At 30.2% G+C, this 26,929-nt stretch carries 29 protein-coding genes; 14 read left to right on the top strand and 15 right to left on the bottom strand.

Features of this window, described 5'->3' with window-relative positions; all coding sequences use genetic code 11:
* Positions 1-84 precede the first annotated feature (84 nt).
* A complete protein-coding gene (tsf, locus tag BQ7358_RS05790) occupies positions 85-972 on the bottom strand; it encodes a translation elongation factor Ts (protein WP_062173947.1) in 888 nt (295 codons plus the stop codon).
* Between the two features lie 45 nt (positions 973-1,017).
* Positions 1,018-1,761 (bottom strand): 30S ribosomal protein S2, encoded by a 744-nt coding sequence (gene rpsB, locus BQ7358_RS05785; protein WP_072520324.1) that lies wholly within the window; start codon positions 1,759-1,761, stop codon positions 1,018-1,020.
* Positions 1,762-2,041: 280 nt separating this feature from the next.
* On the opposite strand from rpsB, the gene BQ7358_RS05780 reads away from it, so the two are divergent.
* The 6 genes from BQ7358_RS05780 to BQ7358_RS05755 all read left to right on the top strand — a co-directional run bounded on the left by BQ7358_RS05780 (position 2,042) and on the right by BQ7358_RS05755 (position 10,202).
* Positions 2,042-3,025: a DDE-type integrase/transposase/recombinase gene (locus tag BQ7358_RS05780; RefSeq protein ID WP_062174043.1), complete on the top strand. Its 984-nt coding sequence runs from the start codon at positions 2,042-2,044 to the stop codon at positions 3,023-3,025.
* Between the two features lie 916 nt (positions 3,026-3,941).
* Positions 3,942-4,988 carry a metal ABC transporter solute-binding protein, Zn/Mn family gene (locus tag BQ7358_RS05775; RefSeq protein ID WP_062173951.1) on the top strand — a complete coding sequence of 349 codons (1,047 nt, stop codon included), beginning with the start codon at positions 3,942-3,944 and terminating at the stop codon, positions 4,986-4,988.
* A 792-nt stretch (positions 4,989-5,780) separates the two neighbouring features.
* Positions 5,781-6,491 (top strand): metal ABC transporter ATP-binding protein, encoded by a 711-nt coding sequence (locus BQ7358_RS05770; protein WP_072520323.1) that lies wholly within the window; start codon positions 5,781-5,783, stop codon positions 6,489-6,491.
* Positions 6,484-7,278: a metal ABC transporter permease gene (locus BQ7358_RS05765; protein WP_062173956.1), complete on the top strand. Its 795-nt coding sequence runs from the start codon at positions 6,484-6,486 to the stop codon at positions 7,276-7,278. Before BQ7358_RS05770 ends, BQ7358_RS05765 begins: the two co-directional genes overlap by 8 nt.
* Positions 7,279-7,391: 113 nt before the next feature.
* Positions 7,392-8,327, top strand: coding sequence for a 50S ribosomal protein L11 methyltransferase (gene prmA / locus BQ7358_RS05760; protein WP_062173958.1), 936 nt, complete (start codon positions 7,392-7,394; stop codon positions 8,325-8,327).
* Between the two features lie 525 nt (positions 8,328-8,852).
* The gene (locus BQ7358_RS05755) at positions 8,853-10,202 is read left to right on the top strand and encodes a YSIRK-type signal peptide-containing protein (RefSeq protein WP_062173960.1); all 1,350 of its coding nucleotides are present in this window, start codon (positions 8,853-8,855) and stop codon (positions 10,200-10,202) included.
* Here BQ7358_RS05755 and BQ7358_RS09070 read toward each other — a convergent pair.
* Entirely contained in the window at positions 10,199-10,459 is a 261-nt protein-coding gene (locus tag BQ7358_RS09070; protein ID WP_062173962.1) for a hypothetical protein, read from the bottom strand. The two genes, BQ7358_RS05755 and BQ7358_RS09070, sit on opposite strands and share 4 nt — an antisense overlap.
* Between BQ7358_RS09070 and BQ7358_RS05745 the strand changes: the two genes are divergently transcribed.
* A complete protein-coding gene (locus BQ7358_RS05745; RefSeq protein WP_371524259.1) occupies positions 10,371-11,450 on the top strand; it encodes an LPXTG cell wall anchor domain-containing protein in 1,080 nt (359 codons plus the stop codon). The two genes, BQ7358_RS09070 and BQ7358_RS05745, sit on opposite strands and share 89 nt — an antisense overlap.
* 151 nt (positions 11,451-11,601) lie before the next feature.
* Here BQ7358_RS05745 and rny read toward each other — a convergent pair whose 3' ends face one another.
* Positions 11,602-13,155, bottom strand: a complete 1,554-nt coding sequence (rny, locus tag BQ7358_RS05740; protein WP_021752950.1) for a ribonuclease Y — start codon at positions 13,153-13,155, stop codon at positions 11,602-11,604.
* A 399-nt stretch (positions 13,156-13,554) separates the two neighbouring features.
* Between rny and rplK the strand changes: the two genes are divergently transcribed.
* Both rplK and rplA read left to right on the top strand, forming a co-directional pair.
* Positions 13,555-13,980: a 50S ribosomal protein L11 gene (gene rplK / locus BQ7358_RS05735; RefSeq protein ID WP_062173965.1), complete on the top strand. Its 426-nt coding sequence runs from the start codon at positions 13,555-13,557 to the stop codon at positions 13,978-13,980.
* A gap of 13 nt (positions 13,981-13,993) precedes the next feature.
* The gene (rplA, locus tag BQ7358_RS05730) at positions 13,994-14,686 is read left to right on the top strand and encodes a 50S ribosomal protein L1 (protein WP_062173966.1); all 693 of its coding nucleotides are present in this window, start codon (positions 13,994-13,996) and stop codon (positions 14,684-14,686) included.
* Between the two features lie 59 nt (positions 14,687-14,745).
* On the opposite strand, the gene BQ7358_RS09210 is transcribed toward rplA, so the two are convergent.
* The 6 genes from BQ7358_RS09210 to BQ7358_RS05710 form a co-directional block, all read right to left on the bottom strand.
* Positions 14,746-15,354: a transposase gene (locus BQ7358_RS09210; protein ID WP_234971554.1), complete on the bottom strand. Its 609-nt coding sequence runs from the start codon at positions 15,352-15,354 to the stop codon at positions 14,746-14,748.
* Positions 15,323-16,036 (bottom strand): ISL3 family transposase, encoded by a 714-nt coding sequence (locus tag BQ7358_RS09205; protein WP_231723815.1) that lies wholly within the window; start codon positions 16,034-16,036, stop codon positions 15,323-15,325. The genes BQ7358_RS09210 and BQ7358_RS09205 overlap by 32 nt, the downstream gene beginning before the upstream one ends.
* Before the next feature lie 305 nt (positions 16,037-16,341).
* A complete protein-coding gene (locus tag BQ7358_RS05720; RefSeq protein ID WP_062173968.1) occupies positions 16,342-16,974 on the bottom strand; it encodes a hypothetical protein in 633 nt (210 codons plus the stop codon).
* Positions 16,967-17,239 (bottom strand): P-loop NTPase family protein, encoded by a 273-nt coding sequence (locus tag BQ7358_RS09065; RefSeq protein ID WP_231723761.1) that lies wholly within the window; start codon positions 17,237-17,239, stop codon positions 16,967-16,969. The genes BQ7358_RS05720 and BQ7358_RS09065 overlap by 8 nt, the downstream gene beginning before the upstream one ends.
* A gap of 44 nt (positions 17,240-17,283) precedes the next feature.
* Positions 17,284-17,682, bottom strand: coding sequence for an ATP-binding cassette domain-containing protein (locus BQ7358_RS09060; RefSeq protein WP_231723762.1), 399 nt, complete (start codon positions 17,680-17,682; stop codon positions 17,284-17,286).
* The gene (locus tag BQ7358_RS05710; RefSeq protein WP_062173970.1) at positions 17,666-18,058 is read right to left on the bottom strand and encodes a GntR family transcriptional regulator; all 393 of its coding nucleotides are present in this window, start codon (positions 18,056-18,058) and stop codon (positions 17,666-17,668) included. The genes BQ7358_RS09060 and BQ7358_RS05710 overlap by 17 nt, the downstream gene beginning before the upstream one ends.
* A gap of 120 nt (positions 18,059-18,178) precedes the next feature.
* On the opposite strand from BQ7358_RS05710, the gene BQ7358_RS05705 reads away from it, so the two are divergent.
* The 5 genes from BQ7358_RS05705 (at position 18,179) to BQ7358_RS09050 (ending at position 22,007) form a co-directional block, all read left to right on the top strand.
* Positions 18,179-18,862 (top strand): TIGR04283 family arsenosugar biosynthesis glycosyltransferase, encoded by a 684-nt coding sequence (locus BQ7358_RS05705; RefSeq protein ID WP_062173972.1) that lies wholly within the window; start codon positions 18,179-18,181, stop codon positions 18,860-18,862.
* Positions 18,863-19,129: 267 nt separating this feature from the next.
* Complete coding sequence (locus BQ7358_RS05700) at positions 19,130-19,471, top strand: arsenosugar biosynthesis-associated peroxidase-like protein (RefSeq protein ID WP_021752943.1); 342 nt, start codon at positions 19,130-19,132, stop codon at positions 19,469-19,471.
* Positions 19,472-19,477: 6 nt separating this feature from the next.
* Positions 19,478-20,425, top strand: a complete 948-nt coding sequence (gene arsS, locus BQ7358_RS05695) for an arsenosugar biosynthesis radical SAM (seleno)protein ArsS (RefSeq protein WP_062173974.1) — start codon at positions 19,478-19,480, stop codon at positions 20,423-20,425.
* Between the two features lie 228 nt (positions 20,426-20,653).
* Positions 20,654-21,430, top strand: coding sequence for an ISL3 family transposase (locus tag BQ7358_RS09055; protein ID WP_327058542.1), 777 nt, complete (start codon positions 20,654-20,656; stop codon positions 21,428-21,430).
* Complete coding sequence (locus BQ7358_RS09050; protein WP_231723783.1) at positions 21,399-22,007, top strand: transposase; 609 nt, start codon at positions 21,399-21,401, stop codon at positions 22,005-22,007. The genes BQ7358_RS09055 and BQ7358_RS09050 overlap by 32 nt, the downstream gene beginning before the upstream one ends.
* A gap of 185 nt (positions 22,008-22,192) precedes the next feature.
* Here the strand turns inward: BQ7358_RS09050 and BQ7358_RS05685 are convergent, their stop codons facing one another.
* Genes BQ7358_RS05685 through sdaAA form a run of 5 tightly spaced genes read right to left on the bottom strand, consistent with a single transcriptional unit; the run spans position 22,193 to position 26,929 of the window.
* Positions 22,193-22,423 carry an acyl carrier protein gene (locus BQ7358_RS05685; RefSeq protein ID WP_062173976.1) on the bottom strand — a complete coding sequence of 77 codons (231 nt, stop codon included), beginning with the start codon at positions 22,421-22,423 and terminating at the stop codon, positions 22,193-22,195.
* A 2-nt stretch (positions 22,424-22,425) separates the two neighbouring features.
* Positions 22,426-23,403, bottom strand: a complete 978-nt coding sequence (gene plsX / locus BQ7358_RS05680) for a phosphate acyltransferase PlsX (protein ID WP_072520322.1) — start codon at positions 23,401-23,403, stop codon at positions 22,426-22,428.
* Between the two features lies 1 nt (position 23,404).
* Positions 23,405-24,040: a sortase gene (locus BQ7358_RS05675; protein ID WP_062173981.1), complete on the bottom strand. Its 636-nt coding sequence runs from the start codon at positions 24,038-24,040 to the stop codon at positions 23,405-23,407.
* 11 nt (positions 24,041-24,051) lie between these two features.
* Entirely contained in the window at positions 24,052-26,064 is a 2,013-nt protein-coding gene (gene recG, locus BQ7358_RS05670; RefSeq protein WP_062173983.1) for an ATP-dependent DNA helicase RecG, read from the bottom strand.
* Positions 26,057-26,929: an L-serine ammonia-lyase, iron-sulfur-dependent, subunit alpha gene (gene sdaAA, locus BQ7358_RS05665; RefSeq protein ID WP_021752937.1), complete on the bottom strand. Its 873-nt coding sequence runs from the start codon at positions 26,927-26,929 to the stop codon at positions 26,057-26,059. The genes recG and sdaAA overlap by 8 nt, the downstream gene beginning before the upstream one ends.

Genomic DNA, 26,929 nt, shown 5'->3' with positions numbered 1-26,929 from the left:
TACTATTAACAACTTTTTAAAAAAGCACACACCAAGCAGTGTGTGCTTGACCTCTTTTAATAATTAACTATTTAAAGAGAACTTTTATTTACTAGCGTTAACTTGGCTCATTACTTCTTCAGCAAAGTTATCTTCTCTTTTCTCAATACCTTCTCCTACTTCATAACGAACAAATTTAGTTAATTTACCACCTTTAGATGCTACAAATTTTTCGACAGTAAAGCTATCATCTTTAACGAATTTTTGCTTAACAACTGTAATTTCTTCTAAGAATTTGTTAATTCTACCGGCAATCATTTTTTCAACGATATTAGCCGGTTTTCCTTCGTTTAATGCTTGTTCGGTTAATACTTTTTTCTCATGTTCAAGTACATCCGCCGGCACTTCACTTTCGTCTAAATATCTTGGTGCCAAAGCGGCGATATGCATCGCTACATCTTTAGCAGCCGTTTCATCAGTGCTACCTTCAACAAGTGTAAGAACTCCGATTTTCCCTCCCATATGAGAATATGCTCCAAACGCATCTGCATCAGTTTTAGTTACCACTTCAAAACGTCTTAATGAAAGTTTCTCACCAATTGTCGCAATACCTTCGTTAATAACCGCTTCTACAGTTCCACCTTGTGCTTCTACCTTTAATGCCTCTTCCAAATTTTTTGGTTCAGCTGTCAAAATTGCATCTGCAACATTTTTAACTAATGCTACAAATTTTTCATTTTTAGCAACAAAGTCAGTTTCTGAATTGATTTCTAAAATAACCGCTTTGTTCCCTTTTACTTCAATATAAGAAAGTCCTTCTGCTGCGATACGATCAGCTTTTTTAGCTGCTTTTGCAATACCGTTTTCTCTTAAATAGTCAATTGCTTTTTCAACATCACCATCAGTTTGCTGTAATGCTTTTTTACAATCCATCATACCGGCACCGGTACGTTCTCTTAATTCTTTTACTAAACTAGCTGTAATAGTTGCCATTTTTATGAGCGCCTCCGTTATTTTTTAATTATTTTATTCTTAAAATTATTCTTCTGTTGCTTCTACTTCTTCAACTTCAACGAATGCTTCTTCAGTTTCTTCAATATTACCTTCGTTATAAGCTACGAAAGCATCTGCCATTTTAGAAGTTAACAATTTAACTGCACGAATAGCATCATCGTTTGCAGGAATTACGTAATCCACATCATCCGGATCACAGTTTGTATCAACGATACCGACTACAGGAATACCTAATTTTTTAGCTTCCGCTATTGCGTTGTGTTCTTTTTTAGGATCAACAACGAATAGTGCATCAGGCATACCTTTCATTTCTCTAATTCCGCCTAAGAATTTATTTAGTTTATCATATTCTTTTCTTAATTCAATAACTTCTTTTTTAGGAAGAACTTCAAATACTCCATCAGCTTCCATTTTTTCAATTTCAGCGATTCTATCAATACGTCCTTTAATTGTTTTATAGTTAGTCAAAGTTCCACCTAACCAACGGTGATTGATGTAGTATTGTCCGCTTCTTTCAGCTTCTTCTTTAATCGCATCTTGTGCTTGTTTTTTAGTACCTACAAATAGCATTTTACCGCCTTGGTCAGCAATTGATTTTACAAATTCATATGCTTCATCAACTTTTTTTACTGTTTTTTGTAAGTCGATAATGTAGATACCGTTTCTTTCTGTGAAAATGTATTTATCCATTTTAGGATTCCATCTTCTTGTTTGGTGACCGAAGTGTACCCCAGCCTCTAATAATTGTTTCATTGAAATAACTGCCATAAGTTATTTTCCTCCTTGGTTTTTCCTCCGATATTCTCAAAGCTTACTGCAAACATCTCTGCACCGAGCAGCTACTCAAATACCGTGTGTTTTATTTTTGTTGAATTTTTACTCAACTTTATTAATTATATAGTATTGTCAATTAAAAATCAAGCATAATTACACTTTTTACATGATAAACTTGTAGTGTTACAATAGATGTGAGACATATAATAAAAAAAAGAAGAGTAAATCCTGTATAATGAAGTTACCTACAAATCAAAAAAAGGAATTTACTCTTATGAAAACTATTATAACAGAAAATATAGAAAAAACACAACGATATATACCTCATACTTTACAAACAAGAATAGCTGCAGTTAAAACTTATAGAAATGGTAACTCTATCCGCTTTATTTGTAGGCGCTATAAAATATCAAAAGCCTCTCTTTTGCGTTGGAATAAAAAATATGACGGTACTAAAGAGTCTCTTATAGATAAGTCTCATAGACCTCATTCTATTCACCCTAACGCCCATACAGTTGAAGAATTGTCTTGGATTAAAAATCTTATTAAACGTAACCCTAATATTTCTATGATTGAATTATATGCTAAACTTAAATTCAACAAAGGTTATAAAAGACATCCTTGTTCTTTATTTAGAGTACTTAGAAAATTAGGTTTTTATAAAGATACTAAGAAAAAAGTAATTCCTTATAAACCTAAACCTTATGATACACCTACTGAAATTGGTAAAAAATGGCAACTTGATGTGAAATATGTTCCTAAACGTTGTTATGTAGGAGAAGTTCCAGATAAATTTTATCAATATACTATCATTGATGAAGCTACTAGGGAAAGATTTATTTTCCCTTTTAAAGAACAATCATCATATTCTACTGTTCAATTTGTTAAAATGGCTATTGATTATTTTGGGTATAAACCTAAGATAATTCAAACTGATAATGGTTTTGAATTTACGCATTTTAAAGATACTAAACGAATACACCCTTTTGATGTATTGTGTAATAATCTTGGCATTAAACATCAACTTATTAGACCTAGAACTCCTAGACATAACGGTAAGGTTGAACGTAGTCATAGAAATGATAATGAACGTTTTTACAGGCATTTATCTTTCTTTTCGTATGATGATCTTATATCTCAGATGAAAAAGTATCTATATCGCTCTAACCGTCTTCCTATGCAGACTTTAAATTGGCTTTCTCCTGTTGAAAAAAGAAAAGAGCTACGGAAAGAGTCTATAAAAATATGCCGGCTTTAATTCCTTGTTAGATAATAGATTTCACAACTTATTTGTCAAGGACAAGGGCTACGCCTTTTTCAAATCCTTGACAAATAAGTTTTAGAAATCTGAAATGTTCTCTAAGGAATTAAAGCTGGCAAATCTAATCAAATAATGTAATTTACGTCGGGGGCTTCATACGGTTTACATAGAAGCTAGCTTCTATGTAATTCTATTATATCCGGTATTTATTTTTTACTTTTTTGTCTCACATCATTTACAAATGTACAAATTACACTTTTTACATGATAAACTAAAAAAAACATTCTACTTATTGGTAATTGTTATAGTTTCAACCTCAGCACCTCTGTCAATTACTTTGCTTTTAATCTAAATATTTATAATTCTGCACCTATAATGATACAATTATCTTCCATATATAATTCAGGAATAAAAAACTTTTTTTACCGTACAGTTGGCACTATGTTTTTTAACAACTTCTGTAAAATAAACTACCCTCTTTGTTTTAATTAAATTTTCTTTATTTGTAAAACAGCTTACCTTTCTCCTATAATCTGTAATTAATTATTCTTTACCTGCTACATCCTAAATTAAGTAATTATACTATAAACTATATATCCATTTATTCTAATAAATTATTTATATTTCTATATTGTACTTTAATCACCTAAAAAATTCTATAGCACATTATTATTAAAAATAATAAAATATCATATAGTCTTTCAATCTTTGTTACATCAATTTTTTACGTTTATCATCGAGCGTTTTTCTTTATTATAGTATTGTCTTATCTTTCGGCTTTATCTTATGATACACATTTTTTCGTCATTTTCTTTTTCAAAATAATTTCGATTTAACTGTTGATTTTTTAATTTTTCTGTATTATAATCTATTAGAACGTAATGATTACGAAATAAAGGAGATGTATTAAAAAATGAATAAATTAATAAAATTATTTTCTATTGTAGCAGCATTCTCGCTTATACTGGTAGGATGTGCTAATAAAACTAATTCAAACAGTTCTAATTCCGGCGAAAAAACAAAAATAGTAACTTCTGTTAACTTTTATGCAGAAATTGCTAAAAATATAGCAGGAGATAAAGCAGAAGTTTCTTCTATTATCAGTTCCGCTTCAGTTGATCCACACGATTTTGAACCAACTGCACAAGACGCTAAAAAAGTGGCTGATGCTAAAATTGCTATTCTTAATGGTGGTGGTTATGACTCTTGGTTCGAAAAGCTTACCGATAATAATAAAGATATAAAAAAAGTCGACGGTGCAAAATTGTTAGGTCTTAAAGACGGCGATAATGAACACATCTGGTACAATCCGGAAGTAATGGCAAAAGTTGCTGATGAACTAACAAAAATATTGGTAGATAAAGATTCAAAAAATAAAGATTTCTATGAAAAAAATAGAGACACTTACAAAAAAGAATTATCAAAAATAACAGATAAAATCAATTCTTTAAAAGAAAAAGCGAATGGAAAATATGTTTTAACTACAGAACCGGTATTCGATTACTCTGTTAATAGCTTGGGATTAAAAGTTTCAGATGAAGTTAAAAAACTTGCCAAAGCTACTGAAGAAGGTAACGATCCGTCACCAAAAGATTTGAAAGCTATCCAAGAACAAATTAAATCTAAAAAGATTTCTTTAATTATTAATAACACCCAAACTACCAACAAAACTGTTGAAGGATTAATCAATCTTGCAGAAGAAAATAATATTCCTATTCTTAATGTGACAGAAACACAACCTGACGGGAAAACTTATATCGAGTGGATGTTAGATCAATATAATAAACTTGAAGAAATTTTAAATGGAGGTAAAGGTGAAAAAGCATATCATATAGAAGGTGCTGAAGAAGGTCACTCTCATAACCACGAAGGTCATAGTCACTCTCATGAAGGACATGATCATGACCATCACGATCACAGTGATCATGATGATGACCACAAAGATGAAAAGAAAAATTAATTATTCACAAAGTTTAGATATGTAGTATAATATAAAGAAGAGATTGTAAATCGTATCTCTTCTTTTTTACTTATGTAATTTCAAAAAATAAATATTAATTATTCTTAAATAAATTTATATATTTATATACAAAATATTATTTGTTGCTGATTCTATAGTGGTGTGGCAACCTTAAGAACTCTCTTTAATTCTTAGGTTTATGAGTGCCTTTAGCACGAATAAATCTTAGAAGTAAAGTATGCAACAGGAACTTGAATTTCAAGGAATGTAGTGACGAGGAAATTCTTAGTTCCCACTGCTAACGTACGCAGTGGATTTCTTAAGGTTCACCTGAGCTTATAATCTCAGGTGAAGCCAGTATTCCACCACTAAGAACAGCAACGAACCTAATAGCAATGTTTGTAGTGGTAATAGTAAAATGCTAAAAGCATTTTACTTGGAGAATTTTATGCGTCAATTCTTTATTTATGAGTGCTATCTGCACATCATAAATATTAGAAGTGACGTATGCAAAGACACTAGTATCGTCAAAACCATAGGTTGCAGATGATGCGTTAGTGTCAACTGCTGACCCATGGCAGTAGCTACTAGCTAATCTTTTACTCACTTTGTTCGTAAAGATTAGAGTAGCCTTGCATACCTTACTTCTACGAATTTTTACGCATCATAGATGCTAAAAATTCTAGAATTAACCTAGGTTAGTTGTAGGCGTCCATACCACTACTAACCATTGCTGAAATATTTGTAAAATAATATATAATAAAAAATACACAATAAATTATAGGAGGTTTTATGGCAGAACTTAATATTAATGAACTCTCTTACTCTATTGGAGAGAAAAAAATTTTAAACAATCTTTCTTTTAAGTGTAGCTCCGGTGAAGTTGTCGCTATTGTCGGAAAAAACGGTGTTGGAAAAACTACACTTCTCAATAATATTTTAGAAAAACTTAACAAAGATACCAATATAAAATTAGTCGGTGAAAATGCAACAATAGGCTATGTTCCGCAATTTAGACAAATTGATGAGGAGTTACCCCTTTCTGTTGAAGATTTTGTTTCACTTCCTTTACAACAAAAACTTTTCCCATGGCTAAACAATAAAGAAAAGAAAAAAATCGAAACTGCACTATCTTTAACTAATTCACTTTCAAAAAGGCACAGTTCTATAGGGAGATTATCCGGGGGCGAAAAACAACGTGTTTTCTTAGCACAAGCTCTTATTAATAAACCTAATTTATTACTCCTTGATGAATTTACTTCTAATTTGGATAAACAAAGTGAAATCGAGTGTATGGAACTGGTAAAAAATATTACAAAACAAGAAAATATTATAACCCTTTGTATTACTCATGAACTTTCTTTGATTGATGAAAGATATGTTGATAAAACCCTTTATCTTTCTGAAGAAGGCTACAAATTTATGAATATTAAAGATTATAATAAAGAACAACATTCACTTAAAATATGTAAACATTATATAGGGGGCGAAAACCATGTTTAATTACGATTTTATGCAAAATGCCTTTATTGTCGGAACGATTGTTGCGATAATGGCGGGATATATCGGTGTTTTTGTTATGGCTCGAAATATGTCATTTATCTCACATACCCTTTCTCATGTTGGATTTGCCGGTGCGGCTTTTGCAGTATTTTTAGGTATAAACCCTATCTACGGCTTACTTATCTTTACAATTACGATGTCATATCTTGTTGGTCATCTCAGCGTTAAAGCATTTCGACGTGAGGCGACGGTTAGTGTTATGCTTGGAATTTTTCTTGGTTTAGGTTTACTTTTCTTATCATTAACTCCCAAAAGTACCAGTTACGTTAACAGCATTCTGTTCGGTAGCGTAGTTTCAATTACTCGCTCTGATGTAAAACTTATTTTTTCATTAGCTATTGCAGTAATAATACTATTATCACTGTTTTACAGAATAATAAAATTTGATTCGTTTGATGCCGTTGGTGCTAACGCACTAGGACTTAATGGAAAATTTATTTCTATTTTCTTCTTAGTTCTCTTATCAATTGCAACTAGTGTTACTGTTCCTGTAGTCGGAGCATTATTGATGTTTGTTCTTCTTACAGTACCCGCCAGTGCAGCAAGATATGTTACTAACAAAGTTGGGAAAATGATATTTATCTCCATCATTTTCGCCCTAAGTGGAACTTGGCTCGGTATAACATTATCATACTACACTTCCCTACCGGTAACTTTTTTTATTGCAAGTATCGAAGCACTTTTTTACTTTTTAAGTTTAGGATATTATAATTTAAAAAGAAAATAATGCGATAAATTCTATTATTTCATCTGATTTAATAGGATTTTTCTTTTTTAATTGCATGTTATAAAAAAATATTATAAGATGATTAAAGTAATAAATCTTGAAAGAGGTACAACATGAAAAATTGGGTTGAAATTACAATTCACACTACTAATGAAGCAAGCGAAATAATTGAATCAATTTTGTTAGATTATGGTTCTACCGGAGTTGCTATTGAAGATCCCACTACTTTAGAAGAAAATTTACACGATGATTTCGGCACTATTGTCGAATTAAATCCAACAGATTATCCTGATGTTGGTATTATTATTAGAGGTTATATAAATGAACTGAATTTCGACAATAAGGACTTTAATAAATTAAAAAGCGAATTAATTAAACTTGGTAAAAACATCAATATCGGTAAATTTTTTAAGATTGAAACTGCTATTATCAAGGATAGCGATTGGGAAAATTCATGGAAGGACTATTTCGATATACTAAATATTGGAGAAAAATTTGTTATTGTTCCCACATGGAAAGAATATAAAAATACGGAAAATAAGTATATAATAAACATTGATCCCGGTATGGCGTTCGGAACTGGTAGTCATGAAACTACTTCACTTTGTATTAAAAATCTTGAAAAATATGTTAATAAACATGATAACGTTATTGACGTCGGCACAGGAAGTGGAATACTTAGTATTGCTACAAGCTATCTAACCGACGGTAATATCAAAGCTGTTGATCTTGATAAACTTGCCGTTGATGTCGCCAAAGAAAATTTCACTTTAAATAATCTTGAAAAACGTATTAAAGTAGAACAGGTAAGCCTTCTTACCGAAGAAAGCAATAAATATAATATCATAGTTGCAAATATACTTACTCATATCATAGAACTTATGCTTGATGATGCTTATAATCTCCTTGAAGACAATGGTTACTTTATTACTTCCGGTATTATTCAAGAAAAAAAAGATGAATTATTAGAAAAAATGATTGCAAAAGGATTTAAACTAGTAGAGGAAACTTCTGAAAATGATTGGTATTCATTAGTTTTCACAAAATAATTTATATCCAGTAAGATCTATTTTATAAAAAATAACCCCTGTTGCTTATAACAAATTTAAAATTATATTTTATGACCTGAACATCTTTCATGCCTAACCCCCTTTATAAAAGCTTATCTAAGTTTTTATAAAGGGTGTTTATTATTAACAGTACTAATTTAAAATATAAATGAAAACAAAAAAGAAAACAGTTACAACATTTTTTAAAAATTATAACATAAACATAAAAATAAAAGTGAATATTTATTCACATCTATATAAAATAATATTTATTTGTATTTATTTAATTAATTTTCAAAAATATATTAGTTCACATAAATTTCATTTTAAAATAAATACACTTTAAATCAGCTTTAAATTTGATTTTAAGTTAATTTGTAGTAAAAACATTTTATAATTATATAACATTAAATAATAACATAAAAATAAAATTTTAAGTATAATTATATTGAATAATATGGTATTATAAAGAACGTTCTAGGGTATTATACCCTTATAAATTTTTTAAAAAAAGAGGATTATAAAATGAAAAAACAAGAAAAATTTTCAATACGAAAATATAAAATAGGAGCAGCATCTGTCCTAATCGGACTGGGAATTGCAATTAGTGGAGGTGAAGTTATTGCACAGTCAACATATATCCCTACTACTAAGATGACACCACCGTACGATTTACAAGTCAATGGTGAGTTAGATAAATTGAAAGAAGAAACTAAACAAAAAATTAATGAAGATGCCGAAAAATTAAAGCAATTAATTAACACAAAAGAAAGTTTAAATAGCGAAGATAAAAAATCAGCTAAAGAACGTGTAGAAGAAGAAGTAAAATCAGCAACCGGTAAAATTGATGCTCTTAACAAAGGTGAAAAATCAGAAGACTTTAAGAAAAAAATAACAGATATTAAAAATACATTTATTAAAGATATTCAAAAAATAAATATAGGATTATTAATGGCTGATAAAAAAACGCAATTAAAAAATAATAAAAACTTAACAGAAACAGAATTGACAGCGGCTATTAAATTTGTTGACTTTGCAGTTCAAAAAGCGGATGAAATGATAGACAAAGTAGTTGGAAAAAATATAGATAATAGTATAAAAAATATAAAAGAAGAATTTACAAAAGCATTATCAAAAATAAATCCAATTGGTGCTGATTTGTATTTAAACAAAATCGGAGATGCTAAAGCAAAAGTATTAAAAGCAATTAAAGATAATAAAAATCTATCTGAAGCAGATAAAACACAATTAGAAGTAAAAATATCAAAAGAATTGGAAGAACTAACAGCTAGAATAAATAATATTGCATCTAAAGGAGAAAGTATAAAAACAGCCGAAGAAGCAGAAAAAGCACAAAAAGAGATAATCAAAACATATCTGGAAGCATTAAAAACTGTAGCGACAACAGATATTACCTTAGAATTAGCGAATAAACAATCGGAGATTAACAAATCGAAATCAACAGAAGATAGCAAAAATAAAGCAAGTGCTGAATTAGAAAAAAAGGCAGAAGAAGTTACTGAAAATATTAATAAAGCAGAAAATTCAGACATATTAAATAAAGTTGTAGATCAAGGTAAAAAAGATATAGCCAATATTAAAGTAAAAGAAGATAATAAAGAACAAAAACCTGATACTCCAAAAGAGCCTAAACAACCGAATACACCTACTCCACCTAAAGGTTCAGCTATCCCTCAAGACGGCGTGAAAAATTTATCAACAGATAAACCGCAATTAAAAGTAACCCGTTGGGTTGATGAAAATGGTAAAGAGATAAAATCAACATCTTCAGGTGAATTACATGCAGGTATGGTAGATGGATATACATTTGATAAAACTACAAAAGAAGACGGTATTACCACCCACCACTTTTAAAAAATAAAGGATAATAAACCAAGCACTCCTACTCCTAATAAACCTAAACAACCTAACACACCCACTCCACCTAAAGGTTCAGCTATCCCTCGAAATGGTGAAAAAAACTTATCAACTGATAAACCGCAGTTAAAAGTAACTCGTTGGGTTGATGAAAATGGTAAAGAGATAAAATCAACATATTTTGATGAATTAAAAGCCGGCGACATAACAGGATATACATTTGATAAAACTACAAAAGAAGACGGTATTACCACCCATTACTTTAAAAAAATAAAGAATAATAAACCAAGCACTCCTAATAAACCTAAACAACCAGACACTCCAACTCCGCCTAAAGCGTCAGCTATCCCTCAAGACGGTGTGAAAAATTTATCAACAGATAAACCGCAGTTAAAAGTAACTCGTTGGGTTGATGAAAATGGTAAAGAGATAAAATCAACATATTTTGATGAATTAAAAGCCGGCGACATAACAGAATATACATTTGATAAAACTACAAAAGAAGACGGTATTACCACCCACCACTTTAAAAAAATAAAATATAATAAACCAAGCACTCCTACTCCTAATAAACCTAAACAACCGGACACTCCAACTCCGCCTAAAGCGTCAGCTATCCCTCAAGACGGTGTGAAAAATTTATCAACAGATAAACCGCAGTTAAAAGTAACCCGTTGGGTTGATGAAAATGATAAAGAGATAAAATCAACATCTTCTGAAGAATTACAAGCTGGAAACATAACAGGATATACATTTGATAAAACTACAAAAGAAGATAGTATTACCACCCACCACTTTAAAAAAATAAAAGATAACAATCCGAGTATATCAACACCTGATAAATCAATAGACAAATCAAATATGTCTAAACAATTAGGTACAACAAAACCAAAAGATAATGTAAAAGACTTAATAACCGAAAAACCACAATTAAAAGTAACCCGTTGGGTGAATGAAAATGGCAAAGAATTAAAACCGACGAAAGCCGGAAAATTAGATGCCGGAGAAATAAAAGGATATACATTTGATGAAACTTTAGAAAAAAATGGTATAACTACTCATCACTATAAAAAGATAAAAGAAACATTTGGAAATTCAACACAATCGTTACTATCAAATAAAAATTTAATGCAAGGTAAGACATTACCAAATACAGGACAAACCTCAACTCAAAACACTATACTGGAATTAGGCTTAATATCCGCATTAGGTCTAATTGCTAGAAAGAAATTATCTAATAAATAAAAAATGAATCTGTATAACCTGAGATATCTTGTATTAAACAACTTATTACTTAGTATTTATTCAAATACAAATCGCAATACCCATGTTTTAAATGATTTAAACCATTACTAAAACACAAAAAAGAGATTGAAACCCAATCTCTTTTTCTATATTATCTTGCAAATTTCACTGCTCTTACTTCGCGGATAACATTAACTTTAATGTTACCTGGATATTGCATAGTTTCTTCAATTTTATTTTTAACTTCTTTGGCAATTTTATAAGTTTTCGTATCATCAACTTCTTCCGGATTAACAATTACACGAATCTCGCGTCCCGCTTGAATGGCATAGGTTTTTTCTACACCTTTATGCTCATTAGCTATTTCTTCAAGTTTTTGTAAACGTTTAATATAGTTTTCCAATGATTCTCGTCTTGCTCCCGGTCTTGATGCTGATAAAGCATCAGCCGTTGCTACTATAACAGAAATCGGATTAGTTGGTTCTGTATCCCCATGGTGAGATGCTATCGCATTAACAACCGTAGCATTCTCTTTGTATTTTAATGCTAATGCAACACCGATTTCAACATGAGAACCCTCTACTTCATGATCAAGTGCTTTACCAATATCATGTAATAATCCCGCTCGACGTGCCAACTGAACGTCCAAGTCCAATTCGGCAGCTATTAAACCGGAAATATATGCTACCTCCATTGAGTGTTGTAGACCATTTTGTCCGTAGCTTGTTCTATATTTCAGTTTACCGACTATTTTTACTAAATCCGGATGCATATTATGAATACCTAGATCAAATGTTGCTTGTTCTCCCGCATCTCGAATAACTTGATCAATATTTTTACGTGCCTTATCAACAGCTTCTTCAATTTTTGACGGATGAATACGCCCATCATCAATTAATGATTTAATAGCTGTTTTGGCAATCTCACGACGTATAGGATCATATCCTGATAATATTACCGCTTCCGGTGTATCATCAATTATCAAATCTACTCCAGTTAATGTTTCTAGTGTACGAATATTTCTCCCCTCTCGCCCAATAATACGTCCTTTCATATCATCTGACGGAAGATCAACTACTGACACCGTAGTTTCACTCACCACATCCGAAGCAAAACGCTGTAATGATTGAACGATAAGTTCTTTCGCACGCTTATCAGCGATGTTCTTCGCTTCAAGTTCTTTGTTTCTTATATAAATCGCCATATCTTTAGCCATATCAGTTTCCACTGTAGCCATTATCTCTTCACGAGCTTGTTCTTCAGTTAGATTTGCAATACGTTGCAACTCTGTTTCTTGTTGAATTTTCAGTTGATTTACTTCACTACTTTTTTCATCAAGTAACTGTGATTTCTCTTCCAGTTTCAATTCTCTGGAACTTATTAATTCATCTTTTTTATTTAGAAGTTCTGTTTGACGTTCCAGTGATGATTCCTTTTGAAGAATTCTGTCTTCTTGTCTTTGAATATCTTGTTTTTTAAATTCCGCCTCTTTACTAGCAATGTTAATTATCTCTTCAGCTTCTTTTTTTGCAATAGTAGTTTCTTTCTCTACTATATAGCGAGCTTCTTTTCGTGCTTCGCCTACTATATGTTCCGCATCTTGTTTTGATAACTCTAGCCTTTTTTGAATAGAATTTTTCGAAATAATATATCCCAATAAAAGTCCAACAAGTAAAGCTGCAACACTGATTATCCCATAAATCATTTTGCAACCTCTCTTTATTAAAGAAAATTTTTTATTATGAATAATTTACCCATGTAAGATTAATTTTCTTAACATTATGGTAAACATTTCACAACTACCATTCTACACCACAACTATTAAAAAGTCAATAGACACTTTCTTTATGAAAATGCTATCCGCGGCTTATTTAATGCTGTTTTTAAAATGCTTTATCTCTCTAAAATTTTCTTTTATCGGCTACAATAATGGTCTATTTTTTACGATATAATCAGGAAAAAACTATATTAAAATACTTGAAATATATATTTATATATGCTAGAATAGACAAGTATGTAAAAATACACAACTTGATTGAGTGGGAGAACGAAAATTTTAAACGTTCTAAGACCACATCACGAAAAATAAATAGGAGGTTTTATCGTGGCTAAAAAAGTTATAAAAGTAGTTAAATTACAAGTACCAGCAGGTAAAGCTAACCCAGCTCCACCGGTTGGTCCGGCGTTAGGTCAAGCCGGTGTTAACATCATGGGATTCTGTAAAGAATTTAATGCTCGTACACAAGACCAAGCAGGATTAATTATTCCGGTAGTAATCTCAGTATATGAAGATCGTTCATTTACTTTCATTACTAAAACACCACCTGCTCCAGTATTGCTTAAAAAAGCAGCTAAAATTGAAAAAGCATCTTCTGTTCCAAACCGTGACAAAGTTGCAACAGTTTCAAAAGCTCAAGTTAGAGAAATCGCTGAGTTAAAAATGGCTGATTTGAATGCTGCATCTGTTGAAGCGGCAATGCGTATGATTGAAGGTACTGCTAGAAGTATGGGTATCTTGATAGGAGAATAGGAGGATAATTATAATGGCGAAAAAAGGTAAAAAATATCTTGAAGCGGCTAAGTTAGTAGATTCTTCTAAACTTTACTCAGTAGTAGAAGCAATCGAATTAGCTAAAAAAACAAGTACAGTAAATTTTGACGCAACAGTAGAAGTTGCATTCCGTTTAGGAATTGATACTCGTAAAAACGATCAACAGGTTCGTGGAGCCGTAGTTCTTCCTAAAGGAACTGGTAAAACTGCTAAAGTTTTAGTTTTTGCTAAAGGAGATAAAGCGGCAGAGGCAGAAGCAGCAGGCGCTGACTACGTTGGACAAGGTGAATACATCACTAAAATTCAACAAGGTTGGTTTGATTTTGATGTAATCGTAGCTACTCCGGATATGATGGGAGAAGTTGGTAAAATTGGTCGTGTCTTAGGACCTAAAGGTCTAATGCCGAACCCTAAAACCGGTACAGTAACCATGGACGTTACAAAAGCTGTTAACGAAATTAAAGCTGGTAAAGTAGAATATCGTGCTGAAAAAGCCGGTGTTGTTCACACTTTAATCGGTAAAGTTTCATTCTCAACTGAAGATTTAGTAGAAAATTTCAATGCTGTTCAAGAAGCATTAACTAAAGCTAAACCGGCAGCTGCTAAAGGTACTTACTTCAAATCTGTAGCCGTAACTACGACTATGGGACCGGGAGTTAAAGTTAGTACTGCTGAATTTAAATAAGAGTAATAATTTAGGCTCTGTGTCAAATACGGGGCATGAGAAAAAATAAGGATAAAATGCTAAGCAATGCAGTGTTGCTTGGCATTTTTCAAAACGCCCTTAAAAGAAATATTATTTTTATACTCAGAAACAAATAACCTAGAAACAACTAAAATGCGTAATCTAAAGTTATAAAAGCTATTATAACCATAAGAAACTCTCTTTAAAACCTTTATCTTATTATTAATACCCTCCAAAGAACCATTAGAAATAGAATACCTAACACTATTAAGCATATACTCTTTATGTTTTCTCATAGTATTAATAGCCTTACTAACACCATCAGATAAATCGATAGTAGATTTTTCAATTAATTCTTTAAACTCCAACTCATTTCTATACCTTATTGCATATCTAATATCCTGAACTCTCTCATAGCTAGCCTTAAATATACAATCTAATCCTAATAAATAATCTAAAATATCACGTCTAGTAACTAAACTCCTAAAACTCCTATTGAAGAAAAACCTACCATGAGTAACATTACTTTCATCTTCTAATATTAACTTCCAATTATTTTTTAAAAGAGTATAATTAATACCTTTTTGTTTTTTGTAAATATTCATTAGCTTAACTCTAGTTCTATTAAGTTCTCTATTAACATTTTGAATAAAGTTCTCTATTAACATTTTGAATAATATGAAACCTATCTATAACAATTTCAGCATTAGGAAACTTATTTCTAATCAACTTCATATAAGGAGTATAAATATCAATACAAATAGCCTTAACATTACTTCTAGCCTCTTTAGAAAATCTGGAAAAATAATTATTTAAAATATACTCAGTTCTACCATCAACTATATCAATAATCTCATGAGTTAAAGCATCTAAAAAAATAAAACTCATACCATTTTTACTATCTTTAGTAAACTTTAACTCATCAAAGCATAAATACTCAGGTAAGGTATTATAGTTAAGAATGTCTACATGGGATTTACATTTATAAAGAGTTCTTATAACAGTATTAACCGATACATTATTCATTTTGGCTATTTGTTTAAAAGATAAAGTATCAGCTAAATCACTCATTATAGAAAACTTAACATTTTTAGAAATACTACAGTATTTATCTACAAAAGAAGTAGTAGCTACAAATTTTTTATTACAAGTTTTACACTTGAAACGTTGCTTTCTTAGTTCCAAATAAGCAGGGATACCTGATATTTTTAATAGATTAATTCTAGTAAGTTCATTAAAGCCGTTTTTAACTACAGTATAACCTTTATTAAGACAACCACAGCATTCACACTTCTTGGGTTTATATGTTAAGGTACCTTTGAATACAAAGTACTTTTGATTATTTTTTATAGTTTCGTTATGTGTTTTCTCAATAGTTATATTTTTATCTTTTATTTGTAGTAGGTTTTTAATGAATTATCCCTCTTTTATTTCTTTTGTTTTTGTGTTAAAATTATTCATGACAGATATCCTTTCATAGTTTATTTTTTTTGCACTTTAATTATATTGGATATTTGTCTTTTTGTATATTAAAAAACAATACGGGGTATGGATTTTTTTTCATGCCCCGTATTTATTATACAACCATAATTTAAGGAGATTTGAAATTCAAATCTCCTTTTTGCTACTTATAATACTAACCATTTAAAGTTCTATCATTTTCTAACACGTTTTATTATTTGTAAACAGATAAATTGTACAATTATTGCTAAAACTATAAGCAATATTAATTTAACTGAATTAAACTGATTATTATTAAATGGTTTTAATGTATTACCGGATAATATTACACACATAACTATAATGATTAACACATATACTATTGTATCAACTATAAAAAACCAAATAGGCGAGTACTTTGTCATAATCATTTGAACAACTGCAATATTTGATAAAATATACATTACAATAAACATATACAAATATTCTATTATACAATTTTTATTGTAAAAATATTGAGTAATAAAGTCCAATACCGTTACTATTATTAGGGATAAATACATAATAAAATAAATATATTGAATTTTTATTTTATAATTAAGAGGTAAATATTGGATAATATGATTTTCTTTGTCCTCATAGTTTCTACCGGTGTTAATAAAAATGTATGCTCCTAATACACTCAAAATCATATAACTTTTATCAAATAGAATTTCTGAAAAAATTATTATTAAAACAAGATAATACAAATAATACAAAAACTTATATATCATAGGTTCTTCATAGTTTCTACCGGAAATCAAGTTAACTAAGGCTCCAATCTTCGTACTACTATATTCTTTATTCATTTCCTTTTCCTCCTTGCAGAATTGTTATTAGTATTTCTTCAACATTAGTATTACTAAATTTTTCCTGTAATGAAACTATATCTTCATTTAATATAACCTTACCATTTTCAAAAACAATAATATAATCAGCAAAATGCTGAATAACATTCATTTCTTCTGTTACAATAATAATTATCTTATCATCTGTTATATATTCACGAAGTAACGCTAACATTTCTCGTTTTTCTATAAGCCCTACACCTGAAAATGGATTATCCAATACCAAAATATTTGACTTAGTACTAATTCCAATCGAAAATAGTAAAATTTTTATTTGACCTTGCGATAATTCGTAAATTTTTTTTTTTGACGATATACTTTATATTTTTTTAATAATTTAAAACATTTCTCTATATTTAAACGTTCATCTAATTTTTTTAACTTACTTATTAATTCATCAACACGTAACTTATCCGAAAATAATGGTTTATCTGCTATATATGAATATTGAAATTTTATTTCCAGTTCATTATCATTAAAATTTAATTTATCATAATAAACCATATCTTTTCTAATATCAAAACCGCCTAATATGCTCTGTAAAAATACAGTTTTTCCTGCTCCACTATTACCGGCAATTGCATAAACATACCCATTCTTAATATCTAAATTTACCGGCCCCAGTTTGAATGAGTTTTTTACCACTGTTAAATTATTTATTGTTAACATAATCTTTCTCCTCTAAAATATTATCAATAATATTTCTAATATCAAATATCTGCAACCCATCTTTTAATGCTCTATCTATTAGTATAGATAATTCATTTAGATATTCTTCTTTTTTTATTAATAAAATTTGTTCAATGTTAATATTACTTACAAAATAACCAACCGCACCTTTGCTGTATATTAAATTTTCAGCCAATAACACTTCATATGATTTTTTTATCGTTATAATACCTACTTCTAATTCCTTAGCAAGATTTCTTATTGATGGTAATTGCTCATTTTCCTTAATAATACCATTTAATATATATTTTTTTATTTGAGATGCTATTTGCTGATAAATTGGAACATCAGATAAATTTGAAATTTTTATATCCACATCATCACCTCTTTTTGTATCTACTGTAATTATACAATAGACACAGTTTATTCGTCAATATTTTTATTATTTTTTTAAATCATGATATAATAATAGTATTAATTTATATGGAGTGTAACTATGATTTCTATAATTGTACCGATATATAATGAAGAGAAAACTATTCAAGATTTCATCTATAACCTTTATCAATTACATAATATCCAACAACACGAAATTATTTTTGTAGACGGCGGTAGCAAGGATAACACCCTTTTGATATTAAAAAAACTCAGCTATTTTGGATATAACTATTATACTTCCGATAAAAAAGGACGTGCTAATCAAATGAATTTTGGAGTGAGTGTTTCTAAAGGCGATATACTTTGGTTTGTTCACGCTGACAGTGTTCTTCAAAAAGACGTTATTTCAAAAATTTTATCTTGCCCTACTGAAGTAGGTTGCCTTAAAATTAGATTTTACCCAAACAGCTTTTCAATGAAAATTAACTCCCTAGTTTCAAAACTTCGAGCCAGTATAACAAATATTGCATTTGGTGATCAAGGTCTATTTATGAAGCGGTTTGTTTTTGAACAAATTGGCGGTTACAAAGATATGCCAATAATGGAAGATTATCGTATTTCCGAAGATTTAACTGCACATGGTTATAAAATAACGGTTATCAATAGTTTCATCACTACTTCTGCCAGACGCTACAAAGGGAAGAAGTTTCGTACAATGTATCAAATGCAAAAATTTCAACGTATGTATCGTCAAGGAGTTTCGGTCGAAAAAATAGCTGAACAATACAAAGATGTTAGATAACATATAATTTTTCTTGAAAATTAAATAGTAAGGAAAATTCTAATTTAAAAAATATTTAATTTAAAATTATTTGACAAACTTTGAAATTAAACCTATACAATTATAATATTCTTATTTTTCGCAACTATTACTAATAATTTTTTTAAAAAAAATATACTCTATAATATTTAATTATATAAAAATATATTCTTTAAATCATTTTTGTTTGAATATATTTTTTTTCTGCATTATAATAGATTTATAATAACTATTAAAAGGAGAGCGAATATGGCAGATTATTTTAAAAAGAAACATTTAATAGAATTTGGAGAAGGAAAATTTGGAGAAGATGCTCCGGAACTTTGGAAAAACTTTATGACCTATTACGGTACAACAATGCAAGATGGTGAATTGACTTCTCGTGAAAAGGCACTTATCGCTATCGCTATTGCTCATTCTGAGGGTTGTCCTTATTGTATTGAGGCATATACAAATACATGTCTGGAAGAAGGCTGCGACCAAGATCAAATAGCAGAAGCGATACATGTAGCTGCAGCTATGAAAGCCGGTATTACACTTGTTCATGGTTTACAAAGTAAAGAATTGTCTGATAAACTAACTAATCGTTAATTCATTATGACAGAAAAAAATAATATTCCCCCATTTTTTGAACAAGTAGAAGATAAACAATACTTGCTTACGGTAGAATACCCCGAAATTATGCAGATTAATGTTGGAAGTTTATGTAATATCACTTGCAGTCATTGTCATGTAAACGGCGGTCCTACCCGAAAAAATAATATGGTAAAAGAAACTTTTGAACAAATTATTGAAGCATTCAAAATCGGTAAATACAAGACTATGGATATTACCGGTGGTGCTCCGGAGATGAATCCGAATTTCAGATGGTTTTTAAAAGAAATTCGACCTTTTGCGGAAACTATTATTGTTCGTACCAACCTTATTATTTTGTCAGTACCTGCCTACAGAGATATTCCTGAATTATACCGTGATTTAAAAGTTCAAGTGGTAGCATCACTACCCTACTATAATGAAAAAGTTGTGGAGCGACAACGTGGTAAAGGAGTATTTCCTAAATCTATTGAAGTATTAAAAAGGCTTAATGAATTAGGTTACGGAAAGGATAAAGAATTAGTTCTTAATCTTGTATATAATCCTAATGGAGCGTATCTTCCACCGAAACAGGAAACTCTTGAAAAAACATATAAGAAAAAATTATTTGATAGCTTTGAAATAGTGTTTAATAATTTATTTGTTATTACTAATAACCCTATTGGTCGTTTTTCAGAATTTTTACATAGAGAAGGTTTGTACGATGGTTACATGAACAAGTTATATAAAGCATATAATCCCGGTACTCTACCGGGGCTTATGTGTCGCAATATGATTTCTGTTGGACCGGACGGTTCTTTATATGATTGTGATTTTAATTTGATAGAAAAACTAAATGTTTCCGGTCGTATAAAACATGTAAATGAGCTTGCTAAAGAACATACAGGTGTCAGACGTATTGTTACAGGTATCCACTGTTATGGATGTACCGCAGGGGCGGGTTCTTCTTGAGGTGGCGAAACTTGTTAGCATAGGTTATGCTTATAGAAAAATTCACTCAATTTTTGGTTGTATAATAAATACGGGGCATGAAAAAAAATCCATACCCCGTATTGTTTTTTAATATACAAAAAGACAAATATCCAATATAATTAAAGTGCAAAAAAAATAAACTATGAAAGGATATCTGTCATGAATAATTTTAACACAAAAACAAAAGAAATAAAAGAGGGATAATTCATTAAAAACCTACTACAAATAAAAGATAAAAATATAACTATTGAGAAAACACATAACGAAACTATAAAAAATAATCAAAAGTACTTTGTATTCAAAGGTACCTTAACATATAAACCCAAGAAGTGTGAATGCTGTGGTTGTCTTAATAAAGGTTATACTGTAGTTAAAAACGGCTTTAATGAACTTACTAGAATTAATCTATTAAAAATATCAGGTATCCCTGCTTATTTGGAACTAAGAAAGCAACGTTTCAAGTGTAAAACTTGTAATAAAAAATTTGTAGCTACTACTTCTTTTGTAGATAAATACTGTAGTATTTCTAAAAATGTTAAGTTTTCTATAATGAGTGATTTAGCTGATACTTTATCTTTTAAACAAATAGCCAAAATGAATAATGTATCGGTTAATATTGTTATAAGAACTCTTTATAAATGTAAATCCCATGTAGACATTCTTAACTATAATACCTTACCTGAGTATTTATGCTTTGATGAGTTAAAGTTTACTAAAGATAGTAAAAATGGTATGAGTTTTATTTTTTTAGATGCTTTAACTCATGAGATTATTGATATAGTTGATGGTAGAACTGAGTATATTTTAAATAATTATTTTTCCAGATTTTCTAAAGAGGCTAGAAGTAATGTTAAGGCTATTTGTATTGATATTTATACTCCTTATATGAAGTTGATTAGAAATAAGTTTCCTAATGCTGAAATTGTTATAGATAGGTTTCATATTATTCAAAATGTTAATAGAGAACTTTATTCAAAATGTTAATAGAGAACTTAATAGAACTAGAGTTAAGCTAATGAATATTTACAAAAAACAAAAAGGTATTAATTATACTCTTTTAAAAAATAATTGGAAGTTAATATTAGAAGATGAAAGTAATGTTACTCATGGTAGGTTTTTCTTTAATAGGAGTTTTAGGAGTTTAGTTACTAGACGTGATATTTTAGATTATTTATTAGGATTAGATTGTATATTTAAGGCTAGCTATGAGAGAGTTCAGGATATTAGATATGCAATAAGGTATAGAAATGAGTTGGAGTTTAAAGAATTAATTGAAAAATCTACTATCGATTTATCTGATGGTGTTAGTAAGGCTATTAATACTATGAGAAAACATAAAGGGTATATGCTTAATAGTGTTAGGTATTCTATTTCTAATGGTTCTTTGGAGGGTATTAATAATAAGATAAAGGTTTTAAAGAGAGTTTCTTATGGTTATAATAGCTTTTATAACTTTAGATTACGCATTTTAGTTGTTTCTAGGTTATTTGTTTCTGAGTATAAAAATAATATTTCTTTTAAGGGCGTTTTGAAAAATGCCAAGCAACACTGCATTGCTTAGCATTTTATCCTTATTTTTTCTCATGCCCCGTATTTGACACAGAGCCCAATTTTTTAACATTGAGTGAATTTTAGTTTTAGTATATATAAGCCTTGAGTTTATAAATCTTTGACCTTATTAGTAAGAGTATTAAGTAATTTGAAACCTACCAAATTTTTAAATATCTCGTGGTTTTTTCTCTATTTTTATTTTCTTTCTTCAATAACTTTTACTAAATCTTTGATTTCTGTAATATTTTCTGCATCTTCATCCGAAAATTCAAAACCATATTTTTCTTCAATATCCATTACTACATCAGCTATATCAATTGAATCAGCATCTAAATCTTCATTTAATTTTGAATCTAATGTTATTTTATCTTTATCTATTTTTATATATTTAACAATTATATCTTTTACTTCTTCAAAAATTGCCATTATCACTCTGCTCCTTGTTCCATCGTTTCTATCATTATATCATAAAGTTTTGTTTTATGTATTTTTTTTGCTTGTTGAACTGCATAATATAATGCTTTTTCATCAGCTGCTCCATGAACTTTTATAGTTGGTTTTTTCAATCCCAGCAAAAACGCTCCGCCATACTCACTATAATCAAATTTTTTCTTAAAGTCGGTTATTCCGCCTTTTACTAAAATTGCACCTATTTTAGTGATTAGATTTTTTACAAAAATTGCTTTTATCATTTTTCCAAATGTTTGAGCAACACCTTCTATTGTTTTTAACAGAACATTCCCGGAAAAACCATCTGCTATAACGACATCGTACTGATGTTCTAATATTTCTCGTGCTTCAATATTACCTTTAAAATTTGCTATCTCTGTTTTTAACAATTTATGTGCTTCTTTATAGACCTTATTTCCTTTTGTTTCTTCTGAACCAACATTTATAAGTGCAACCTCCGGAGTATCTATATTATAGATATGTTTAACATATAGTTGTCCAAGTTTTGCATAGTTTAATAAATCTTCCGGTTTTGCCTCAACATTTGCTCCAAGGTCTGTTAGCAAAAATTTATGCTCAGATCTTGTCGGTAGCATTGTTCCAAGTCCCGGTTTTGATATACCTTCAATTCTTCCAACCATAAAGATTGCACTTGCCATATATGCTCCTGTACTTCCACCGGAAATAGCGACATCTACAACATTATTTTTTAAATCTTCTAAAAGTCGTATCATAGTAGCATCTTTTTTCTTACGATGTACACGTGCTGAATCATCTTCTATAAGAACTACTTCTGTACAGATATTTTTTATAATATTATCTCTATTTGTAATTTTTTTCAACTCTTCTTCTCTACCGTAAACGAATAATTCTACTTCATTATCCTGATAACTGTTTATAAAATTTATAATTTTTTGCGTGTCGTCCACACCCAATAAATCTATTCCTATTTTCATGTTATGCACTTTCTTCTCCTATTAATTTCGCTTCAACTACAAATCGGCTATCCCATTCTCCAGTTTTTGGATTAAAGTTATCACAAGTAAACATAGTTAATTTTTTAGGTTGATCATTATGTTGATCTAAGATTTCAACTTGCGTCGGTGCTACATCATATAATTTACTTACCTCGTAGGTTCTTAACTTATCTTTTGAAATAATTTGAATTTTAGTACCCATTTTAATTTTGTTCAAATTATTAAAACGAATTCCAACCCCCTGAACACTATGCCCTGCTATAACAACATTCTGAGCATCTAATGTAGATGGTTCTTGTGCTGTTGCTACACCATTTATAAGATTTATTTCTGTTACCCCTTGGAAAATCGGCTCTTCTATTTTTACATCATCAATTTTTAAAATTCCTAACATTGAATCTGTTAGTTTGATTTTAGATTGATTATCTGTAAACAATTTTTGCCACCACGGTATATCAACCTCTCCTTTACCATTTTTGTACGCTGTTATTATTTTATCATTAACATTTCCTGTCAAATACTCTCTAATTTGATTTTTAAATATTAAAACTGCCGATGTTAATAGTAACAAGGCTATTATCACATTCAGTATTCTATTTTTCGTTTTCTTACTCATTATACAACCTCCTATATTATTGTATCATTAAATCCAATATAACTAAATAGCCTTTCTTTATCATCTGTAACTTCTATTATCTTTAAGGCTAATTTCTTAGCAAGATACATTAAATCAACATCTTCTATCAAATTCGCAACTTTAAAACTGGGAATACCACTTTGTTTCGTACCAAAAAAATCTCCGGGCCCTCGTTGTTTTAAGTCAAATTCTGCTATTTTAAAACCGTCATTCTCTAAACACATTATATCAATTCTCTCACTTTTAGAATCGGTAATTAAAATACAATATGATTGAAACTTACTTCGCCCTACTCTTCCACGTAGCTGATGAAGTGTTGCAAGACCAAACCTATGTGCATCAACTATAATCATAAACGTGGCATTGGGGACATTAACTCCAACTTCAATAACCGTTGTAGAAATAAGTATATGAATTTCTTTTTTTAAAAACTTATTCATTATCTCATCTTTTTCTTTGTTCGGCATCTTACCGTGAAGAATTGCTACCTTATACTGTTCAGGTAGATAATTTCTTATATTCTCATAAGTTTCTTCGATATTTTGCAAATCCATTTTTTCCGATTCTTCTATTAAAGGACAGACCACATATCCCTGTCTTCCATTATCAAGTTCTACCACAATCTTATCAAGAACCTTATAAAAACTCTTATTATTCGCTTTATAAGTTTGAACTTTTTTTCTACCTTTTGGAAGTTCATCAATTGTAGAGATTTTTATATCAGTTATAAGTGTAATAGCCAAACTTCTCGGAATTGGTGTCGCAGTCATCATTACGGAATTAACGCTATCGCCTTTTTTGTTCAACATATTACGTTGTCTTACACCAAAGCGATGTTGCTCATCAGTTATAACAAATTTCAAATTGTTAAACTTCACACCTTCTTGAATAAGAGAATGTGTTCCAATTATTAATTCTATCTCACCTACTTCAAGTAAACTTAAAATGGTATTCCTTTCTTTCTTAGAGGTACTGCCGGTCAGCAATGCCATTGAAACACCCATTTCTTTAAAAAATTCAAAAAAAGTTTCAAAATGTTGATTGGCAAGTATTTCTGTCGGTGCCATTATAGCACATTGATAACCTGCTTTGATAACTCCATACATACATACAGCCGCAACAGCAGTTTTTCCGCTTCCTACATCACCTTGTAATAGTCGTTCTGTTCTAAAAGGAGAATTTAAGTCCTGAACCATTTCATAAATAACTCTATTTTGTGCATTAGTTAAAGAAAATGGTAAACTGTTTTTAATTTTTTCCACATCAACATTTTTTATATTAACGGCATATCTACTATTCGGTACTTTATTATTTATATTTTGCAACTGAAGTTTTAATTGATAATTAAATAACTCGTGAAAAGCGAACATCTTTTTGGCTCTATCAAAGCTTTCAATATCTGTTGGAAAATGCAAAGTATAAAGTATTTTATCAAGTTCCCAAATCCCCTTAAAATTTTTAGGGACTAAATCTAAAATAACATTTTCATTATCTACCATTGAAAATATCTCTTTAACTAAATTAACAAATTTTTTCTGGGTAATCCCTTGCTTTAGGTGATAAAAAACTTGTATATTGGCATTATCACTCTTTTCTTTTTCTTCTACACTAAATGATATACTGGAGGCTGTTATAGTATTATTTGCCGCATTATATGTTCCCTTAACTACTATCTCTCTTCCTTCGATAATATTTTTCTTCAAATAATGTTGATTAAAAAATATTATTTTAACACTTCCGGACGAAGTAAGTAGGGAAAAAAATGAACGACTTTTCCTATTCCCGTAAAATTGAGTTGTAACTCTTGTTTCTATTTTCCCCGTAGTTATAACTTTATCATTATCTTTTACAGAAAAAGAGAAATCAGTGGAACTTGATAGTCTATATGGAATATTATACAAAACATCACCGATAGTAAATATACCTAACTCCGCTAAAGTTTGTAAATATTTGTTTCCAACACCTTTTACAGTTCCTACTGATTTTTCTAATATATTAATCATTACCGAATAATAAACTCCTATATCTCTCGCCGGTTGCTGTTATAGCCAAGCCACCTTTGGCAGTTTCTTTAAATTTCGTTGACATTTCTAAACCTATCTTATACATTGCTTCTAACACTTCATCTGCCGGGATACGACTTTCCACACCTGCTAATGCCAAATCCGCTGCCATCATAGCTATTGAAGCCCCTGCTGCATTTCTTTTAACACAAGGAACCTCTACAAGACCTGCTACAGGATCACAGACCAAACCTAACATATTTTTCATAGCGATAGCAAAGGCGTGCGCACTCATTGCAGCATCCCCTCCCATAGCTTCAACAATAGCAGCCGCTGCCATAGCACTTGCTGAACCGATTTCTGCCTGACAACCGCCTTCCGCTCCGGCACAAGAGGCGTTGTTAGCAACGACAAAACCAAATGCCCCTGCTGTAAATAACATTCTCAACTGTGTTTCTTCATCTATATTAAACTTCTCTTTTAAAGCATGAACACAACCGGGAAGCACACCGGCAGAACCTGCCGTTGGAGTTGCACAAATAAGTCCCAGCGAAGCATTGACTTCATTGGTAGCAACAGCAGCCGCTACTCCTGTTAAAAAGTCCGCTCCGGTTATAGATTTTCCACTATCAATATAATTTTTTATTTTTTTTGCATCACCACCGGTTAAACCTGTTTTTGAACTAACACCTGCGATTCCTTCTTCTACCGCCTGCATCATTACCATTAAATTTTTTTTCATAAGTTTTTCAACTGCCGTCCTACTTACTCCATTAAGCTCAACTTCTTGCTCAATCATAAGTTCCGACACCGGTTTATTTTCTAACTGTGATTTTTTTACTATGTCTTCCAAACTAGTAAACAT

This window comes from Gemella massiliensis (assembly GCF_900120125.1).
GTDB lineage: Bacteria > Bacillota > Bacilli > Staphylococcales > Gemellaceae > Gemella > Gemella massiliensis.
The sequence above is the reverse complement of the archived record's forward strand: the minus strand, read 5'-3'. Positions and strand labels throughout refer to the sequence as shown.

Excerpts from the sequence above, each read along its gene's own strand:
- tsf (WP_062173947.1), bottom strand. The coding sequence starts at position 972 with ATGGCAACTATTACAGCTAGTTTAGTAAAAGAATTAAGAGAACGTACC.
- rpsB (WP_072520324.1), bottom strand. The coding sequence starts at position 1,761 with ATGGCAGTTATTTCAATGAAACAATTATTAGAGGCTGGGGTACACTTC.
- BQ7358_RS05780 (WP_062174043.1), top strand. The coding sequence starts at position 2,042 with ATGAAAACTATTATAACAGAAAATATAGAAAAAACACAACGATATATA.
- BQ7358_RS05775 (WP_062173951.1), top strand. The coding sequence starts at position 3,942 with ATGAATAAATTAATAAAATTATTTTCTATTGTAGCAGCATTCTCGCTT.
- BQ7358_RS05770 (WP_072520323.1), top strand. The coding sequence starts at position 5,781 with ATGGCAGAACTTAATATTAATGAACTCTCTTACTCTATTGGAGAGAAA.
- BQ7358_RS05765 (WP_062173956.1), top strand. The coding sequence starts at position 6,484 with ATGTTTAATTACGATTTTATGCAAAATGCCTTTATTGTCGGAACGATT.
- prmA (WP_062173958.1), top strand. The coding sequence starts at position 7,392 with ATGAAAAATTGGGTTGAAATTACAATTCACACTACTAATGAAGCAAGC.
- BQ7358_RS05755 (WP_062173960.1), top strand. The coding sequence starts at position 8,853 with ATGAAAAAACAAGAAAAATTTTCAATACGAAAATATAAAATAGGAGCA.
- rny (WP_021752950.1), bottom strand. The coding sequence starts at position 13,155 with ATGATTTATGGGATAATCAGTGTTGCAGCTTTACTTGTTGGACTTTTA.
- rplA (WP_062173966.1), top strand. The coding sequence starts at position 13,994 with ATGGCGAAAAAAGGTAAAAAATATCTTGAAGCGGCTAAGTTAGTAGAT.
- BQ7358_RS09210 (WP_234971554.1), bottom strand. The coding sequence starts at position 15,354 with ATGTTAATAGAGAACTTTATTCAAAATGTTAATAGAGAACTTAATAGA.
- BQ7358_RS05720 (WP_062173968.1), bottom strand. The coding sequence starts at position 16,974 with ATGAATAAAGAATATAGTAGTACGAAGATTGGAGCCTTAGTTAACTTG.
- BQ7358_RS09060 (WP_231723762.1), bottom strand. The coding sequence starts at position 17,682 with ATGTTAACAATAAATAATTTAACAGTGGTAAAAAACTCATTCAAACTG.
- BQ7358_RS05705 (WP_062173972.1), top strand. The coding sequence starts at position 18,179 with ATGATTTCTATAATTGTACCGATATATAATGAAGAGAAAACTATTCAA.
- BQ7358_RS05700 (WP_021752943.1), top strand. The coding sequence starts at position 19,130 with ATGGCAGATTATTTTAAAAAGAAACATTTAATAGAATTTGGAGAAGGA.
- arsS (WP_062173974.1), top strand. The coding sequence starts at position 19,478 with ATGACAGAAAAAAATAATATTCCCCCATTTTTTGAACAAGTAGAAGAT.
- BQ7358_RS09050 (WP_231723783.1), top strand. The coding sequence starts at position 21,399 with ATGTTAATAGAGAACTTTATTCAAAATGTTAATAGAGAACTTAATAGA.
- BQ7358_RS05685 (WP_062173976.1), bottom strand. The coding sequence starts at position 22,423 with ATGGCAATTTTTGAAGAAGTAAAAGATATAATTGTTAAATATATAAAA.
- plsX (WP_072520322.1), bottom strand. The coding sequence starts at position 23,403 with ATGAAAATAGGAATAGATTTATTGGGTGTGGACGACACGCAAAAAATT.
- BQ7358_RS05675 (WP_062173981.1), bottom strand. The coding sequence starts at position 24,040 with ATGAGTAAGAAAACGAAAAATAGAATACTGAATGTGATAATAGCCTTG.
- recG (WP_062173983.1), bottom strand. The coding sequence starts at position 26,064 with ATGATTAATATATTAGAAAAATCAGTAGGAACTGTAAAAGGTGTTGGA.
- sdaAA (WP_021752937.1), bottom strand. The coding sequence starts at position 26,929 with ATGTTTACTAGTTTGGAAGACATAGTAAAAAAATCACAGTTAGAAAAT.